At 71.7% G+C, this 16,887-nt stretch carries 12 protein-coding genes; 8 read left to right on the forward strand and 4 right to left on the reverse strand.

The window, feature by feature from the left end:
- The first annotated feature begins 345 nt into the window (after positions 1 to 345).
- The 3 genes from BSL84_RS22605 (at position 346) to fxsT (ending at position 5,970) form a co-directional block, all read left to right on the forward strand.
- Entirely contained in the window at positions 346 to 1,623 is a 1,278-nt protein-coding gene (locus BSL84_RS22605; RefSeq protein ID WP_079273474.1) for an FxsB family cyclophane-forming radical SAM/SPASM peptide maturase, read from the forward strand.
- Entirely contained in the window at positions 1,620 to 2,876 is a 1,257-nt protein-coding gene (locus tag BSL84_RS22610; RefSeq protein ID WP_051873187.1) for an HEXXH motif domain-containing protein, read from the forward strand. The genes BSL84_RS22605 and BSL84_RS22610 overlap by 4 nt, the downstream gene beginning before the upstream one ends.
- Before the next feature lie 64 nt (positions 2,877 to 2,940).
- Entirely contained in the window at positions 2,941 to 5,970 is a 3,030-nt protein-coding gene (gene fxsT / locus BSL84_RS22615) for an FxSxx-COOH system tetratricopeptide repeat protein (protein WP_078849216.1), read from the forward strand.
- A gap of 4 nt (positions 5,971 to 5,974) precedes the next feature.
- Here the strand turns inward: fxsT and BSL84_RS22620 are convergent, their stop codons facing one another.
- Positions 5,975 to 6,187 carry a hypothetical protein gene (locus tag BSL84_RS22620; protein ID WP_030028721.1) on the reverse strand — a complete coding sequence of 71 codons (213 nt, stop codon included), beginning with the start codon at positions 6,185 to 6,187 and terminating at the stop codon, positions 5,975 to 5,977.
- A 106-nt stretch (positions 6,188 to 6,293) separates the two neighbouring features.
- Positions 6,294 to 6,659: a hypothetical protein gene (locus BSL84_RS22625; protein WP_075971006.1), complete on the reverse strand. Its 366-nt coding sequence runs from the start codon at positions 6,657 to 6,659 to the stop codon at positions 6,294 to 6,296.
- Between the two features lie 146 nt (positions 6,660 to 6,805).
- Between BSL84_RS22625 and BSL84_RS22630 the strand changes: the two genes are divergently transcribed.
- The 5 genes from BSL84_RS22630 to BSL84_RS22650 all read left to right on the forward strand — a co-directional run bounded on the left by BSL84_RS22630 (position 6,806) and on the right by BSL84_RS22650 (position 12,162).
- On the forward strand, positions 6,806 to 7,804 hold the full coding sequence (locus tag BSL84_RS22630) for a helix-turn-helix transcriptional regulator (protein ID WP_030028724.1): 999 nt from the start codon (positions 6,806 to 6,808) through the stop codon (positions 7,802 to 7,804).
- Between the two features lie 573 nt (positions 7,805 to 8,377).
- A complete protein-coding gene (locus tag BSL84_RS22635; RefSeq protein ID WP_075971007.1) occupies positions 8,378 to 9,532 on the forward strand; it encodes a DUF692 family multinuclear iron-containing protein in 1,155 nt (384 codons plus the stop codon).
- Positions 9,532 to 10,350, forward strand: a complete 819-nt coding sequence (locus tag BSL84_RS22640; RefSeq protein WP_045323671.1) for a DUF692 family multinuclear iron-containing protein — start codon at positions 9,532 to 9,534, stop codon at positions 10,348 to 10,350. Before BSL84_RS22635 ends, BSL84_RS22640 begins: the two co-directional genes overlap by 1 nt.
- Positions 10,289 to 10,831 carry a hypothetical protein gene (locus BSL84_RS36185; RefSeq protein ID WP_051873172.1) on the forward strand — a complete coding sequence of 181 codons (543 nt, stop codon included), beginning with the start codon at positions 10,289 to 10,291 and terminating at the stop codon, positions 10,829 to 10,831. Before BSL84_RS22640 ends, BSL84_RS36185 begins: the two co-directional genes overlap by 62 nt.
- On the forward strand, positions 10,828 to 12,162 hold the full coding sequence (locus BSL84_RS22650; RefSeq protein ID WP_075971008.1) for an MATE family efflux transporter: 1,335 nt from the start codon (positions 10,828 to 10,830) through the stop codon (positions 12,160 to 12,162). Before BSL84_RS36185 ends, BSL84_RS22650 begins: the two co-directional genes overlap by 4 nt.
- A gap of 173 nt (positions 12,163 to 12,335) precedes the next feature.
- Here the strand turns inward: BSL84_RS22650 and cutA are convergent, their stop codons facing one another.
- The gene (gene cutA, locus BSL84_RS22655; RefSeq protein ID WP_030028442.1) at positions 12,336 to 12,662 is read right to left on the reverse strand and encodes a divalent-cation tolerance protein CutA; all 327 of its coding nucleotides are present in this window, start codon (positions 12,660 to 12,662) and stop codon (positions 12,336 to 12,338) included.
- A gap of 107 nt (positions 12,663 to 12,769) precedes the next feature.
- Positions 12,770 to 16,639 (reverse strand): multifunctional oxoglutarate decarboxylase/oxoglutarate dehydrogenase thiamine pyrophosphate-binding subunit/dihydrolipoyllysine-residue succinyltransferase subunit, encoded by a 3,870-nt coding sequence (locus BSL84_RS22660; protein WP_045323676.1) that lies wholly within the window; start codon positions 16,637 to 16,639, stop codon positions 12,770 to 12,772.
- Between the last annotated feature and the right edge of the window lie 248 nt (positions 16,640 to 16,887).

A 16,887-nucleotide genomic window follows, 5' to 3' on the forward strand; every position in this document is an offset into this window, starting at 1 on the left:
CCCGGGGGCCACCCCCAAACCGCCACCCCCGCGGGAGCGGAAGGGCGCGGGGCCTGGGGCAGCGCCCCAGCACACCGGCCCGGGGGCCACCCCCAAACCGCCACCCGCCGCGGGAGCGGAAGGGCCCCGCGACCGCCCGCCCCCCACCAGCCCCACCGGCGGCAGCCGAGACGCGGGCCCTGGGGCGGAGGTCCAGCACCACCGGCCCGGGCCGGCGCCCGAACCGCCACCCGCCGCGGGAGCGGAGGGGTTGACCACTTTCCGCCGTTAGCCGGCACCGGCAAAAGGGCAGGGATGGACCGTCCGCCGGGGCGCCCCGGCGGTGGGGCGGGGAGGAGTGCGGCGATGCGGCGTGCGATCACAAGCGGCCCCCCGCTGCCCACCGCGCACGCGGCCCGCCACGCCCGCCACGCCCCCTGGCCGTACACCCGGCTCGATGTCGCCGCCGCGCGGGCCGCAGGCCATCCGCCCCATCCCATCCGGCAGTTCGTGCTCAAGACCCGCAGTCGCTGCAACCTCGCCTGCACCTACTGCTACGTCTACGAGATGGCCGACCAGGGCTGGCGCGACCAGCCCGTCGCCATGGCCCCCGCCACCGCCGCCCGCGCCGCCGAGCGGATCGCCGAGCACGCCGCCGCCCACGACCTGCCCCGCGTCGACCTGGTCCTGCACGGCGGCGAGCCCCTTCTCACCGCCCCCGCCGCCTTGGCCGCGCCCGTCGAAGCCGTACGGGCCGCCCTCGCCGCCACCGCCCCCCGCACCAGGATCACCGCCACCGTCCAGACCAACGGCACGCTGATCACCCGCGGCCGCCTCGCGGCCCTGGCCGCCGCCGGGATCCGCGTCGGCGTCAGCCTGGACGGAGGGCTGCCCGCGCACAACACCCGCCGCGTGGACCACGCCGGACGCCCCGGATTCGGCGCCGCCGCCCGCGGCCTGCGCCTGCTGGCACGGCACCCGGACAGCTACGCCGGGGTGCTGTGCGTCGTCGACCTCGAACACGACCCGGTGGAGACCTACGAGTCCCTGCTCGCCTTCGCCCCGCCCACCGTCGGTCTCCTGCTGCCGCTCGCCAACTGGACCGCACCGCCGCCCCCCGGCCCGCGCCGCCGCCCCGGTGGAACCCCGTACGCCGACTGGCTGCTCGCCGTGTTCGAGCGCTGGTGGCACGACGGGACGCACCGCACCCGCATCCGGCTCTTCGAGGAGATCATCGCCCTGCTGCTCGGCCTGCCCGCCACCACCGAGACCCTCGGGCTCGCGCCCGCCGCCACCGCCGTCATCGAGACCGACGGCTCCATCGAACAGGCCGATTCGCTGAAATCCGCGTACGAGGGGGCCGCCGCCACCGGCATGGCCCTCGACACCCACAGCTTCGACCAGCTCCTCGACCACCCCGGCTTCGCCGCCCGCCAGCTCGGACGTGACGCGCTCGCCGCCGGATGCCGCGCCTGCGAACTGGTCGGGGTGTGCGGCGGCGGACACTACCCCCACCGCTACCGGGCGGGCGAGGGCTTCCGGCAGCCGTCCGTCTACTGCGCCGACCTCCAGGTCCTCATCCGGCACATCGCCACCGCCGTACAGCACGCCGCCACCGCCCGCCCGCCGGCGGCCGCCTCATGACCGCCGCACTCACCGCCTTCTCCGTGTCGTCCCACACCCTGCGCGCCCTCGCCTCCACCGAGCCCTCCCCGGAGGGCACCCGCCTGGTCCGCGACGTACGCCGCTCCAAGCGCCTGGTCCTGCTCCGCGCCGTCCTCGACGCCGCGCCCTGCGGCCGGTCCGGGCAGACCGCCGACCACTGGGCCCTGCTGGAGGAGGCCGAACGCCACGACCCGGCCGCCGTACGCGACGTACTGCACTACCCGGCCACCGGCGTGTGGGCCGAGGAAACCCTGCGCCGACTGCACGACCCCGACGGTCCGCCGCCGGACCTCGCTCACCTCGGCGCCCTCGCCGCGGCCGCGGCCCTGCGCTCCGGAATCTCCTTCACGCACACTCTGAGGCCCGTGCACGGCCGCCTCGTCCTGCCCACCCTCGGCCTGCTGCGCCCGGCCCGCCCCGGCCCGCTCGTCCTCACCGAACGCTCATGGGATCCCGACGACCCCGCGACGCTGCCCCTGCACGCACTGCCCGCGGGCCGTACCGCCCTCGACGACCTCGACCCCTACCGGGCCCCCGGCCCCGCACACCCGGCCCCGCTGCGCCCCGCCCGCCGGCTCACCCCCAAGGGCCACAAACGCTGGGACACCCAGTGGTCCGGCGCCCTCACGCTGCTCCAGCGCTACGACACCGTCCGCGCGGAGGAGACCGTACAGCTGCTGCGCTCCCTCGTACCGCTCGCCGGCGGCTCCCGCTCCAGCGGCGCCACCCTCCCCGCGGCCGCGGGCTCCGTACTGGCCCGCGCGCAGGCCCCGCCCGCGCTCGCCGCGACCCTCGTCCACGAGGTCCAGCACGGCAAACTCACCGCGCTCGCCGACGTCCTGACCCTGCACACCGCCGACGCGACGCCCCGCCACTGGGCCCCCTGGCGCAGCGACCCGCGTCCGCTGGAAGGGCTCCTGCACGGCGTCTACGCCCACCTGGCCCTCGCCGGGTACTGGCAGCGCGCCGCCCTGTACGGCGCCCGCGGCGCCTGGGCGCAGCACGCCCGGATCCGGGCGCAGGTCTCCGCCGTACTGCCCGTCCTGCGTGCGCACGAGCAGCTGACCAACGCGGGGCGGGAGTTCACGGACGCGATGGCCGCCGCGGAACGGGCCATGGACGACCTGCCGCCGCCCGGCGACCAGCATGCGGCGGCCCGCCGGGCCGTCGACCGCGAACGCCGAGCCTGGTGCGAGGCGCACCCCGGACTCGCCCCGTTCGCGCAGGTCTGACGGGCCGTCCGCTGCGGTACCTTTTCAGTCCCGTCCACTGCCCGCAGCCCAGGGAGACGGCCGCATGACCACCGGTAGCCGGCAGGACCGCGAACGTGAATCGGCGCAACAGCCCCCACTGGCGCCCCAGCAGCCGCAGCGTTTCGTCATCAGCTTCGCGGGCTTCAACCGGCCCTGGGCCGTGTGGATCGCCCACCGCCTGGAGGAACACGGCCACCGCGTGACCCTCCAGCGCTGGGACCCGCAGAACAGCCCCGGCATCACACAGGCCCTCGACGACCTCGCCCGCTCCGGCAGCCGCGTCCTCCTCGTCCTCAGCGAACGCTACTTCTCCGCCGGCACCCACACCGACCAGGAGTGGAACACCGCCCTGCGTGCCGTCACCGACGACCACCCCGACCGGTTCGCCGCCGTCTGCCTCACCGACGCCCCCCTGCCCAGCGCCGTCGCCGTCCTGGAGAAGACCGACCTGTGGGGCCTGGACGCGTACGAGGCCGAATACCGCGTGCTGCGCCGCCTCGAACTGCCCACCGACCGCATCGGCACCGAAACCGGCCGCCGCGGACCCCGCTTCCCCAACGACCCGCCCGAGATCTGGGGCCGCGTACCGCGCCGCAACCCCCGCTTCACCGGCCGCAACGACGTCATCGGCACCCTGCGCCAAGCCCTCGCCGAAGCCCCGCCCGGCGCATCCACCGTCACCCTCCTCGGCCTCTCCGGCGTCGGCAAGACACAGGTCGCCACCGAGTACGCCTACCGCTTCGCCTCCGAGTACGACGTCGTCTGGTGGGTCCCCGCCGAGGACCGGCCCACCCTGCGCGAACGCCTCGCCGACCTGGCCCCCGCCCTCGGCCTCCCTCGCGGCGCCGGCAGCTACGGCGAGCAGATCCGGGCCGTCCTCGAAGCGCTGCGCCGCGGAACCCCGTACGGGCGCTGGCTGATGGTCTTCGACGGCTGCGACAACCCCGACGACCTCATCGACCTGCTGCCCTCCGGCGGCGGCGACGTCATCATCACCTCCCGCAACCGCGAATGGGCCGCCCGGCACACCAGCCTCGTCGAGGTCCCCCTCTACGCCCGCCCCGAGTCGATCACCTTCATCCGCCGCCGCGCCCTGCGCCTGACCGCCGACGAGGCCGACCAGCTCGCCGAGGCCCTGGAGGACTACCCCCTCGCCCTCGACCAGACCGCCGGCTGGCTCGCCGACTCACCGCTGCCCGTAGGCGACTACCTCGCCCTCCTCCAGCGCCGTATGGACTCCCGCGAGGCCGTCACGCTCTCCGAGGACTACCCGCTGCCCTTCCCCACGGCCCTCGCCATACTCCTCAACAACGTCCGGGAGAACTTCCCCGACGCCCTCGCCCTCCTGCGGCTCTTCGTCTTCTTCGCCCCCGGCCCCGTCCCGCTGCGCCTGCTGCGCGAGTTCCCCGCCGACGACGTACCGGAACAGCTCGCCGGACTCATCAACGACCAGATCCGCTGGAACGCCGCCCTCAACAAGCTCGTCCAGTTCTCCGTCGTACGGCTGGAGTACTCCGACCTGCCCGTGGAGGAGGGCGGCGGCGGCCTGGAGACCGTGCAACTGCACCGCATGGTCCACGGCATCGTCCGCGAGGACCTCTCCGAGGACGAGGCCGAACCTCTCGCCCGGGCCGTCCGCCAGGTCCTCGCCGCCGCCGACCCCGGCCGGCCCTCCGACTCCCGGCTCTGGCCCCGCTACGCCGAACTCGTCCCCCACCTCACCCCCTCCGGGGTGATCACCAGCAGCAATCCGCGCATCCAGAACTTCCTGCTGCACTGCCTGCGCTACCTGATCCTGGCGGGGGAGTACCGCACCTGCCTGCGCCTGTGCGAGGAGACCGACCAGATCTGGCGGGCCCGGCTCGGCGACGACCACCCCAAGGTCCGCGAGCTCAGCTACCAGTACGGCAACTCGCTGCGCAACCTCGGCCTGTTCCGCCGCGCCGAGATCCTCACCAGGACGGTCGCCGACCGCCTCACCGGCGAACGCGGCGACCAGGACCTGGAGAGCCTGCGCGCCACCAGCGCCTACGGCGGCGTGCTGCTGTGCATCGCCAAGTTCGAACCGGCCCGCGAGATCTTCGAGCACTGCCTGGCCACCTACCGCGAACTCCTCGGCGAGGACGACTCCATCACCCTCGACGCCCAGAACAACCTGGCCGCCACCTACCGGCTGCTCGGCCGCTACCAGGACGCCTACGACCTCGACCTGGACACCCTTCGGCGCCGCGAACGCGTCCTGATGCCCCTGCACATCTCCACCCTCGCCTCCGGCATCGCCTGCGCCATGGGGCTACGCCTCATGGGCCGCTACCGCGAGGCCCAGACCCGGCAGGAGCAGGGCGTCAAGCTCAACACCCAGGTCCTCGGACTCGGCCACCCCCAGACCCTGCGCGCCGAGCACAACCTCGGCCTGTGCCTGCGCCGCTCCGGCGACATCCCCGGCGCCGGCCTGCGGCTGCGGACCGTCTGGGAGCGGGCGACGCGCGTCTTCGGCGTGGACTACCCCTGGACGCTGATGGTCGCCTCCGACTACGCCACGTACCTCAGGGAGTACGGGGACATCGGCGAGGCCCGCCGCATCTCCGAGGACGTCGTACGCGGCTACCAGTCGCAGCTCGGCCTCGCCCACCCGTACAGCATCGGCACCGTCGGCAACCTCGGCCTGGTCCTGCGCGCCCAGGGCGAACGGGCGGAGGGCCTGTCCCTCGCGGAACAGGCCCTCGTCGGCATGCGGGGCGCCCTCGGCGGCCGGCACCCCTGGACCCTGGGCTGCGCCCTCAACGCCACCGGCCACCGCAACATCACCGGCCGGCTGGAGGACGCGCTGGACCTGAGCCGCGAGACACTGCGCACGGCCGAGCAGGTCCTGGGACCGGACCACCCGATGACTCTGAGCGCCCAGATCGCCCTGGCGGCGGACCTTCGCTCGGTACGGGAGGACACGGAGGCGGGCAAGCACGAGGAGGCGGGCATCAAGGGCCTGACCCGCACCCTGGGCCCGCAACACGTCCACACGGTCTCGGCGAAACAGCGGGCGAGGCCGTACTGGGACTTCGAACCCCAGCCGTAGGGGGTCAGTGGCCCCAGGTGACGTCGGTGGGGTCCTGGTTGTCGCCCTGGGGGCCCAGCGGAACGGTCACCGAGCCGAAGTCGATGGCGGAGGCGGTGACGGAGGAGTGGGGGGACTGCGGCGGCTCCGCCGGGGTGAAGGCGTGCGCCGCGCCCAGCGCGCCGGCGAGGACAGCCGCGGCCGCGGTCTTGGCGATGCGAGTGGCGAGCGTGGACATCGGTTTCCCCCTGGGAGCGCAATTTCTTCTGTGGAGTGCCCGGGCACCTTCCCGGTTCCCGGTTCCGGCCGGTTCCCCCTGCCGATGCCCCTACTCTGCGGTCCCGTCAGAACGGGTGGAAGAGGTTCCTGGTGGACGGATCCTGCATCTGCATATCCCGTCCATCGGACTGCAGGAGGGCGTTCCAGTGCTGGGGGACCAGCGCCGCCCCGAAGGACACCACGGTCCACGCGGCGAACGCGGCGTGCGCGAGGAGCGTGCGGTGGCAGAGCGCCGACGCGGCCCGCTCCGCGAGGGCGAGCGAGGGCGCGGTCAGATAGAAGCCGACGACCGGACCGCCCGCCGCGTCGCCGTGCGCACTGACGTGTTCCAGGCCCTCCCCGTCGAGGGCGCACCCCAGGAACAGCTGTGCCGCGTCCGGGGGGAGTGAGGTCTGATCCGGGGCTCGAAGTCGGACATGCACGAGATACATACGGCCATCCTGGGCAGCGCCCGCGCCCGCAGTACAGACCGGCACAGGGGACTGTTTATGCCAAAACAGGAAGTGACCAGGGAGCACTTGGCGTCTTCTTATGGTTCCCTACTGGCGCACGTGTACTAATATCCGGGGGTATCGCCATGCTTGAACTGCTCGGGCTCGACGCCGAGGCCGAACGCGTCTACCGGGCACTGCTCGCCCACCCCAAGGACGGGGTGACGGCGCTCGCCCAGCGGCTGGCGCTTCCCGAGAGCGACCTGCGCGCCTGCCTCGACCGGCTCAGCCGTCTCGCCCTGGTCCAGCCCTCCTCCCGAGAGGGCGTCGGGTTCCGTGCGCTGAATCCCGAAGACGCCATGGAACTGCTGCTGGCCCGCCAGCAGGCCGAACTGGCCGCCCACCAGCAGAAGGTGGAGGCGTCCCGGGCCGCCGCCGCGCAGCTCATCGCCGAATGCTCGGCGATGCGTCCGCCGGGCGCCACCGCCGGCGCCGAGAGCCTGCAAGGGCCGGAGGAGATACGCGACCGCCTCGCACGGCTGGCCGCCAACACCCGCCACGAGATCATGACGTTCGCGCCCGGCGGGGCCCACAGCGCCGCCGACCTCGAAGCCAGCCGCGGTCCCAACGCCGCGCTCCTGGACCGGGGGATCACCATGCGCACCGTCTACCTCGACAGCGTCCGCAACCACCAGCCCACGCTCGATCACGTGGACTGGCTGCACCGCCACGGTGGACAGGTCCGCACCGCTCCCACCCTGCCGGTGCGGATGATCATCTCGGATCGACGCGAGGTCGTCCTCCCTCTCGACACGAACGACGCCCAGACCGGCGCGGTCGTCCTGACCTACGACGGGACCATCGCCGCGCTGTGTGCCCTGTTCGAGAGCGTCTGGCAGAGCGCCAACCCGCTGGGCACCGCCGTCGAACGCAACATGGACGGGCTGACCCGCCAGCACCGGGAGTCCCTCCACCTGCTCCTCCAGGGCCTCACGGACGAGGCCATCGCCAAACGCCTCGGGGTCTCCCCGCGCACCGCCCGCCGCATCGCCGCCGAACTCATGGAAGCCCTGGAGGCCCGCAGCCGCTTCCAGGCCGGCGCGCACGCCGTCCAGAACGGCTGGCTCCCCGCCACGCGCGTCTGAGGCCCGCCCGGCCCCCCTTCCACCCTCTATGAAAGCCGCGTCCTGCCGGGACGCGGCTTTTCGTCGTTCAGCGGCCCGTTCTTCCCTTGCCGTGGCAGGTGGAGGTGGACGGGTTATGCCAGTGCAGAATCCGTCCACCGGAAAGGACTTCCAGTGATCGCCGGGGACCGGCACAGTAGAGACATCGGCAGGGAGAACCGGCCGAGGACGGTGAAGTCGGGAATTCCTTCACGGGAATCCGGAAAACTTCGCTCCGTCATATGTCATATGCGGCAAGGAGGTGAAAGAAATGATCGACATCCAGGACATCGAGGTCGTGGCCGAGGCGCTGACCTGCGGCAGCTACAACAGGGTCTGAGCCTGCGCAGGGTGATCCCTGCCCGGTGCGTGTGCGGCTGACACAACGAACAAAGGCGAGGAGGTGAAGGAAATGATCGACATCCAGGACATCGAGGTCGTGGCCGAGGCGCTGACCTGCGGCAGCTACAACAGGGTCTGAGTCATCGTGAGGGCGCGCTCCGGATACGGAGCGCGCCCCCGCCGTACGGGGAATCCGGGGGGAGAGGAAGAGAAATGCAAGCGACGGTTCAGCCGGTTCACGACGACTTCCTGCGCGTGGGTGGGGCGTTCACTCCGGGGTTTCTCGACCCCGACCCGGACAGGAGGCTCGCCCTCGTCGGCGAAAGCCCCTTCCTGGAGTTCGGATTCAACGAATGGCGGAAATGGGAAAGCCTTGAGGAAGTGCCGAACATCCCGGAATTCTCCCTCCACCTGGGGCGTACGGCGATCTGCGAGGGCCCGCGCGAACAGGCCCGCTACATCGACTACGTGATGGACCAGTCGGCCACCCGCCGCAACAAGCCGACCTCCATCGGAGTGCACGTCACCGGAGAAAGGGCCCTGGGCGGCGGCTCCTTCGGACTCCACTCGTACTTCACCGGCACCAAGGAGGAAGAGCAACGCGCCGTCCGCTTCCTCACCGACCTCCACAAGGCCTCCGGCCTGCCCGTCTGGGTGGAGAACGCCAACTGCTACTCCGCCTCCGCCCGGGGCATCCTGGACGCCTGGCAGGCGGTGACGCGCATCTGCGAGAACACCGGGTCCGGCCTCATCGTCGACCTCGCCCACCTCTACATCGACGCCGTCAACTGCGGTGTCCCCGTAGAGGTGCTCCTCGGCGCGGTCCCCTGGTCCCAGGTGGTCGAACTGCACCTGTCGGGCGTCCGCACGGGACGGGACGGAACGCTCCACGACGGCCACTCCGAGGCGGTCCACGAAGGCGTGTGGTCGCTGCTGGACACCGTGGTGAGCCAGCGGCTGATCACCGAAACGGAGCCCATCACCGTGATCGTCGAACACGCGGACCTCACCTGGACGGACCGCGCGGAGCAGTACTACGCCGACTTCGCCCGAGCGGCGTCGTTCCAGGAACGGCACCGCCAGGCGGCCCTCGCGGGAGCCACGGACGCCCAGCCGCACGACTACGGCGTCCCCTACTGCCGCGCCTACCTCCGCCAGCTCTGCAAGGGCTGGATCCCGGGCCTCGCGGAGGCCTCCGAACAGCGCGGCCTGCCGTACGCCGACCTGTTCGACCAGTGGGTGGACGACGTCCGCGCCCGTGGCAAGCGCATCGTCCTCAACCTCGACGAGATCCCCCCGGCCGAACGGCCCGGAGCGGTCAGCGCCCCCCAGGACCTGCTGGCCTACGCCAAGGAGAAGCTGCGCTGATGCTGATCGGTGTCAATGTGACCTCGCCGGACACCCTGGAGATGGCGTGCCGGCTGCGCGACTCGGGACACGTCGACTTCGTCGAGGTCCTGATCGACGGCTTCGCGCACCTCGACCCGCAGGAGTTCCGCCGCACGGTCGGTGACCTCCCGGTCGGCTGCCACATCATGCTCTCCCGGTTCCTGGATCCGGACCGGGCACGCCTCGACCACTACCTGGGCCTGGTGAACCAGTGGCAGGCGGACTGCGGCCTGCTCTACGTCAGCGACCACATCGCCCACTTCTCCCACAACGGCCAGCCGCTGCCCGTCGCCCTGGAGGTCGACTACACCGACTGGCAGCCGGTGATCGACTCCGTGCGCGCCTGGCAGGACCAGCTCGGCACCATCCTCGCCGTGGAAAACTTCCCGTCGCAGCGGGCGAGCGACATTCCTCAGGCCCGCGCCTATGCCGAGCTCACCGCGGCGACCGGATGCGAAGTCCTCATGGACGTGTCCAACGCCATGGTCGCCCAGCTCAACACCGGGCAACCCGCCGCCGCATGGACCGAGGTCCCGGGCGTGGGCCGCAGGTTCCACCTGGCAGGCTACAGCCCCTCCCCGGCGGCCCCCTCCCTCATCGTCGACAGCCACGACGCTCCGGTCAGCGACGACACCCTCGACCTGGTGGCCCTGTTCGCCGGCCGCGCCGCACCGGACGCCACGCTCGTCGTCGAACGCGACGCCAACCACGACCTGGACGAATGGAGAACGGACCTTGACCGCACGCGCGCCGCAGTCGTCGCGGCTCAACGCCTGCATCAGCCCCACCGCCCGTGACGTGCTCACCCCGGGCTCCCGGGACCGGCTGATCGCCCAGGAATCGCTCCGCATCCGCTGGCACCAGCTCTTCGACCGCATCCCGCAGCTGGCCGAACGCCTGCCGGACACCACCGACCTCTACGAGGCCTTCCTGGAATGGGCCCTGGCCGCGGGCAGGCGGCTCGACTGGCGCATGCACCTGCACTTCCTCGAATTCCTGGACGCCGAAGGCATCGCCCTTCAGCCGCAGGACCACATCGAACTGCTCGCCGCCTCGGCCGCACGCTGGTTCGCCTCACCCGACCACCGGCAACGGGGCATGGCCCTCACCACCGCAGCCACCGCCCCCCGCGTCGTCGTGGCACTGAAGGGGCAATCGCCCTTGGAACGCGGCCGCGTGAAGCTCGCCGCTGTGCCGGGCCTGGAGCCGGAACCGGGCATCCGGTGGTCGCTCTCCCGTTCCGGCGACTTCGCCACCCTCGCCTGGAGCCCGCTGTGACCGCCGCGACCAAGGCCGCCCCCGACACCACCGCCACCCCCTCGCTGGGCCGACGGGTCCTCGCCCTGATGGGCCCCATGATGGTGGCGTCCGTCATGGGCCAGGCCATCGCCCAGACCGATCTGTGGGTGATCAGCACGCTGGGCGAGGAGGCGGTGGCCGCCGCCGCGGTGCCGCAGCGCCTGCTCCTCCTCGACGCGATCACCGCCATGGCCATGGGACCTGTCGTCGGGCTGTCCGTGGCCGGGGCCGTGTCCGCCCACGCCCGGCGGCGCGCCGTCCAGGGCGGGCTGATCGGTGCCACGGCCGCCGGGCTGCTCATCGCGGCACTCGGCCTGGCCGTGCTGCCGTACCTCGTGGACGCCCTGGTCGCCGCACCGGCCATCCGCGACAACACGCAGTCGGCCCTGGTGTGGCTGTTGATCGCCACCCCGGTCCGCCTCGCGCAGTTCGTCGGCGCCATGGCCCTCTTCGCACTCCGGCGCTCCCGCCCCCTCCTCGTCCTGTACGCCGTCGCCGTCCTGGCCAACGCTGCGCTCGACCTGCTCCTCGTACACGGAGCCGGAATGGGCTTCGCCGGCGCCTACGCCGCCACGTCTGTCATCGCCGCCATCGAATGCGCCGTCACCGTATGGCTGTTGCGTGATCACCTCCGCGTCCCCCTCCGGATACGCGACAGCGCGCGCTGGCTGCGCCAGGTGGCGCGCAGCATGCTCACCGAGTGGGGCCACATGCTCTCCGTGATCGGCTTCGAACTGCTCCTGGTCCTCACCCTGACCCTGCACGCCTCCTGGGCGGACCGGCTCGCCGCGTTCTCCGCAGGCGCCGTGCTCACGGCGACGCTGCACATCCCGATCACGGCGCTGGTCAACGCGACCGGCATGGTCCACAAGGGCGCGGCCCCCTCCCCCCGGGAGTGGCGTCACCTGCGCCGATGGGTCCTGGGCGTGTCCGCGGGCGTCGGCGTCCTCGTCACGATCACCGCCTGGACGGTGCTGCCCGGGCTCTACGGCCTGCACGGCCCGGCGGCGACCTGGTTCACCTGGCTGATGGCCGGACAGGCCGCCGCCTTCCCCTTCCGGCTCCTGGCCGCCACCGCCGAGGGCCGGCACAAGGCCGCCGACCGCTTCGGCGTGGTGCTGCGCCTGCGTCTGCTCCAGGAGTTCGCCATATCCCTGCCGGTCTTCCTCGTGGGCCTGCTGACGGACAACGCGCCGCTCGCCTGGTCGGGCATCGCACTGGGCTGCGCGGTCAACTACTGGCTGCTGCACACAGCCGACCCGCACCGCGTCAGCCGCTCCCGGAGCCTTCCTGCTCCGGGCTCGCCCTGACCGGGCTCTCCTCTTCCGCCGTCCTGTGCGGCACCTGATCCCGCCCGCCCGTCCGGTACGTACAGCCGCCCGCTCCGCCCCACCGCGCCTCCCCCGCTGGGGGTGTCGGCCATGCCGAGAGCCTGCCCGCGCACGCCGACGGAAACTCCCGCGGGGCCGCGTCCCCGCGCCGGCTACGCGGGGGCGCTCTCCGCGGCGACCCACGCCAGGTAGGCGTCCGAGCCGCCGTCCACCGCCACCACGATCCACTCGGGCACCTCGTAGCCGTGCACCCGCTCGATCCAGGCGCCGAGGGCGGGCAGCCGGTCCCGTGTCGTCTTGTAGGAGACGCGCCACTCGGTGGCCGTCTCCACGGTCCCCTGCCAGCGGTAGACGGCGGTGACGGGCCCCTCGACGTGCGCGCAGGCCGCCAGGCGGCCCTCCACCGCGCCCCGGGCCAGCTCCCTCGCCCGGTCTTCGCCGTCGACGGTGGTCTGCGCGATCACGATGCCGTTCGCCATGGCGGTCCTCCCGCAGTGTCGGATTCCGCGAGGACACTACCCGGACCACGCCGGAAGGCCCGGCCCCCATGTGGGGGCCGGGCCTTCCGGCTTGGTGCTCGGGGCGGTTACGCCTCGAAGACCTCGTTGATCAGCTGCTGCTGCTCCGCCTGGTGGCGCTTCGCGGAGCCCACCGCCGGGGACGAGCCGTGCGGGCGCGAGATGCGCCGCAGGCGCTCGCCCGCCGGGACCTCCGCGCCGACCGCCAGGTCGAGGTGGTCGATCAGGTTCAGCGCGATGAACGGCCACGCGCCCTGGTTCGCCGGCTCCTCCTGCGCCCAGATGTACTTCGCCGCGTTCGGGAACTTGGCGATCTCGGCCTGGAGCTCCGCACCCGGGAGCGGGTACAGGCGCTCGATGCGGATGATCGCGGTGTCCGTGATGCCGCGCTTCTCGCGCTCGGCCTCCAGGTCGTAGTAGACCTTGCCGGCGCAGAAGACGACCTTGCGGACCGCGTTCGGGTCCACCGTGCTGTCGCCGATGACCGGACGGAACGAACCGCTCGTGAACTCCTCCGCCTTCGACGCCGCGGCCTTCAGACGCAGCATCGACTTCGGGGTGAAGACGATGAGCGGCTTGTGGTGCGGGTTGTGGACCTGCCAGCGCAGCAGGTGGAAGTAGTTCGACGGCAGGGTCGGCATCGCGACCGTCATGTTGTCCTGCGCGCACATCTGGAGGAAGCGCTCCGGGCGGGCGGACGAGTGGTCCGGGCCCTGGCCCTCGTAGCCGTGCGGCAGCAGCAGCGTGACGCCGGAGGTCTGGCCCCACTTCTGCTCGGCCGAGGAGATGAACTCGTCGACGACGGTCTGGGCGCCGTTGACGAAGTCACCGAACTGCGCCTCCCACAGCACCAGCGCGTCCGGACGGGCCAGCGAGTAGCCGTACTCGAAGCCCATCGCCGCGTACTCCGAGAGCAGCGAGTCGTAGACGTTGTAGCGGGCCTGGTCGTCCGACAGGTAGAGCAGCGGGGTGTAGTCCTCGCCGGTCTCCCGGTCGATGAGGACCGCGTGGCGCTGGCCGAAGGTGCCGCGGCGGGAGTCCTGGCCGGACAGCCGGACCGGGGTGCCCTCCATCAGCAGCGAACCGAAGGCCAGGGTCTCGCCCATGCCCCAGTCGATGGTGCCCTCGTCGATCATCGCCGCGCGGCGCTGCAGCTGCGGCAGCAGACGCGGGTGGACGGTGACGCCCTCGGGGATGGAGACCTGGGACTCGGCGATCCGCTTGACGACGTCCTGGGAGATCGCGGTGTTCACGGCGACCGGGAAGACGGCGGACGTGCCGGGGGCGGCCGGCGAGGCGGCCGCGGGCTGCGTGGCGGCCTCGCGGACCTCCGCGAAGACCTTCTCCAGCTGGCCCTGGAAGTCCTGGAGCGCCTGCTCGGCCTCTTCCAGCGTGATGTCGCCGCGACCGATGAGGGACTCGGTGTACAGCTTGCGCACCGAGCGCTTCTTGTCGATCAGGTCGTACATCAGCGGCTGCGTGAAGGCCGGGTTGTCGGACTCGTTGTGGCCGCGGCGGCGGTAGCAGATGAGGTCGATGACCACGTCCTTGTTGAACGCCTGGCGGAACTCGAAGGCCAGCCGCGCGACGCGGACGACGGCCTCGGGGTCGTCGCCGTTCACGTGGAAGATCGGCGCCTCGATCATGCGGGCCACGTCGGTGGCGTACATGGAGGAGCGCGAGGACTCCGGGGCGGCGGTGAAGCCGACCTGGTTGTTGATGACCACGTGCACGGTGCCGCCGGTGCGGTAGCCGCGCAGCTGCGACATGTTCAGCGTCTCGGCGACGACGCCCTGGCCGGCGAAGGCCGCGTCGCCGTGCAGGGCGACGGGCAGGACGGTGAAGTCCGTGCCGCCCTTGTTGATGATGTCCTGCTTGGCGCGGGCCACACCCTCCAGGACCGGGTCGACGGCCTCCAGGTGGGAGGGGTTCGCGACGAGCGAGACCTTGATCTGCTCGCCGTCCAGGCCGGTGAAGGTGCCCTCGGCGCCCAGGTGGTACTTGACGTCGCCGGAGCCGTGCATGGACTTCGGGTCGAGGTTGCCCTCGAACTCGCGGAAGATCTGCGCGTACGACTTGCCGACGATGTTCGCGAGGACGTTCAGGCGGCCGCGGTGGGCCATGCCGATGACGACCTCTTCGAGGCGGGCCTCGGCGGCCGAGTCGATGACGGCGTCGAGCAGCGGGATGACGGACTCGCCGCCCTCCAGGGAGAAGCGCTTCTGGCCGACGTACTTCGTCTGCAGGAAGGTCTCGAAGGCCTCGGCGGCGTTCAGGCGGCGCAGGATGCGCAGCTGCTCCTCGCGCTCCGGCTTGGTGTGCGGGCGCTCGATGCGGTCCTGGATCCAGCGGCGCTGCTTGGGGTCCTGGATGTGCATGAACTCGACGCCGGTGGTGCGGCAGTACGAGTCGCGCAGCACGCCGAGGATGTCGCGCAGCTTCATCATGGACTTGCCGGAGAAGCCGCCGACGGCGAACTCGCGCTCCAGGTCCCACAGGGTGAGGCCGTGCTCGGTGATGTCGAGGTCGGGGTGCTTGCGCTGCTTGTACTCCAGCGGGTCGGTGTCGGCCATGACGTGGCCGCGGACCCGGTAGGAGTGGATCAGCTCGAAGACGCGGGCGGCCTTGGTGACGTCGTCGTCGTGGCTGGCGTCGATGTCGCGGTTCCAGCGGACCGGCTCGTACGGGATGCGCAGCGACTCGAAGACGGCGTCGTAGAAGCCCTCCTCGCCGAGGAGCAGGTTCGCGACGATGCGCAGGAACTCGCCGGAGGCCGCGCCCTGGATGACCCGGTGGTCGTAGGTCGAGGTCAGGGTCATGACCTTGGAGATGCCCAGCTTGTTCAGGGTGTCCTGCGAGGTGCCCTGGAACTCGGCGGGGTAGTCCATGGAGCCGACGCCCATGATGACCGACTGTCCGGGCATCAGGCGGGGCACGGAGTGGACGGTGCCCAGGCCGCCGGGGTTGGTGAGGGAGCAGGTCACGCCGGTGAAGTCGTCCATCGTCAGCTTGCCGACGCGGGCGCGGCGGACGATGTCCTCGTAGGCCTGCCAGAACTCGAAGAAGTTGAGGGTCTCGGCCTTCTTGATGCCGGCGACGACGAGCTGGCGGTCGCCGTTGGGCTTCACGAGGTCGATGGCGAGGCCGAAGTTGACGTGGTCGGGCTTGACCAGGGTCGGCTTGCCGTCCTTCTCCGCGAAGGAGTGGTTCATCGAGGGCATGGCCTTGATGGCCTGCACCATCGCGTAGCCGATGAGGTGCGTGAAGGAGATCTTCCCGCCCCGGGCCCGCTTGAGGTGGTTGTTGATGACGATGCGGTTGTCGAACAGCAGCTTCACCGGGACGGCGCGGACGGACGTGGCCGTCGGGACGTCGAGGGAGGCGTTCATGTTCTTGGCCACGGCAGCCGCCGGGCCGCGGAGCGTCACCAGCTCGGGGCCCGCGGGGGCCTCAGCGGTGGGCGCGGCCTTCTGCGGGGCTACGGAGGCGGGGGCGGGCGCGGCCGGTGCGGCGGCCGGAGCCTGGGAGGTGACAGTCACAGCAGGGGCACCAGAGGGGATGGCAGGAGCAGGGGCAGGAGCTGACACAGGCGGAGGAGTCGGCGTCGCGGAGGGCGCGGGCGCGGCGTCCGCCGCCCCCGTGGCGGCGTCGGCGGCCTGCGGGGTCCCGGCGGCGGCGGTGGCGGCCTGTGCGGAGGCGCCGTCCGTCGGCGTGGACTTCTCGGGACCGGCCGACGTCACCGGAGCGGCAGCGCCCCCCGGCTTGTAGTCGGCGAAGAAGTCCCACCAGGCGCGGTCGACCGACTGCGGGTCCTGGAGGTACTGCTGATAGATCTCGTCGACGAGCCACTCATTCGCGCCGAAGCCTGAGGCAGGGTTCTTCCCGCCCTCTGCTGCGTCGGTCGTGGTGCTCGAATTACTGGGGGACTGTGGCGACACGGCGGCAACCGCCCTCTTCCGCTTCACAAGGTATGGACAGCGGGAATAAAGGCTACGCCTCCTCGGCCGCTGCATGCAGGCCGGGCGGGACTTACGTCGCGTAGGTCACATCGAACGGCGGGTTTCGGGACGTGGAATGGCGGGAAACCAGCCTGGTTCGGGTAGGGGGCACCGAGGTTGCGGCCCCCTTGGCTTCGCACCCCTGACGGACCCCGGGTACGTGTGGCCGAGATCATGTCCTTCCCAGT

The sequence above is a fragment of the Streptomyces sp. TN58 genome, from assembly GCF_001941845.1.
In the GTDB taxonomy this organism is placed as follows: Bacteria; Actinomycetota; Actinomycetes; order Streptomycetales; family Streptomycetaceae; genus Streptomyces.

Bases quoted from the DNA above. Each gene is read 5' to 3' on its own strand.
- BSL84_RS22605 (WP_079273474.1), top strand. From the start codon at position 346: ATGCGGCGTGCGATCACAAGCGGCCCCCCGCTGCCCACCGCGCACGCG.
- BSL84_RS22610 (WP_051873187.1), top strand. From the start codon at position 1,620: ATGACCGCCGCACTCACCGCCTTCTCCGTGTCGTCCCACACCCTGCGC.
- fxsT (WP_078849216.1), top strand. From the start codon at position 2,941: ATGACCACCGGTAGCCGGCAGGACCGCGAACGTGAATCGGCGCAACAG.
- BSL84_RS22620 (WP_030028721.1), bottom strand. From the start codon at position 6,187: ATGTCCACGCTCGCCACTCGCATCGCCAAGACCGCGGCCGCGGCTGTC.
- BSL84_RS22625 (WP_075971006.1), bottom strand. From the start codon at position 6,659: ATGTATCTCGTGCATGTCCGACTTCGAGCCCCGGATCAGACCTCACTC.
- BSL84_RS22630 (WP_030028724.1), top strand. From the start codon at position 6,806: ATGCTTGAACTGCTCGGGCTCGACGCCGAGGCCGAACGCGTCTACCGG.
- BSL84_RS22635 (WP_075971007.1), top strand. From the start codon at position 8,378: ATGCAAGCGACGGTTCAGCCGGTTCACGACGACTTCCTGCGCGTGGGT.
- BSL84_RS22640 (WP_045323671.1), top strand. From the start codon at position 9,532: ATGCTGATCGGTGTCAATGTGACCTCGCCGGACACCCTGGAGATGGCG.
- cutA (WP_030028442.1), bottom strand. From the start codon at position 12,662: ATGGCGAACGGCATCGTGATCGCGCAGACCACCGTCGACGGCGAAGAC.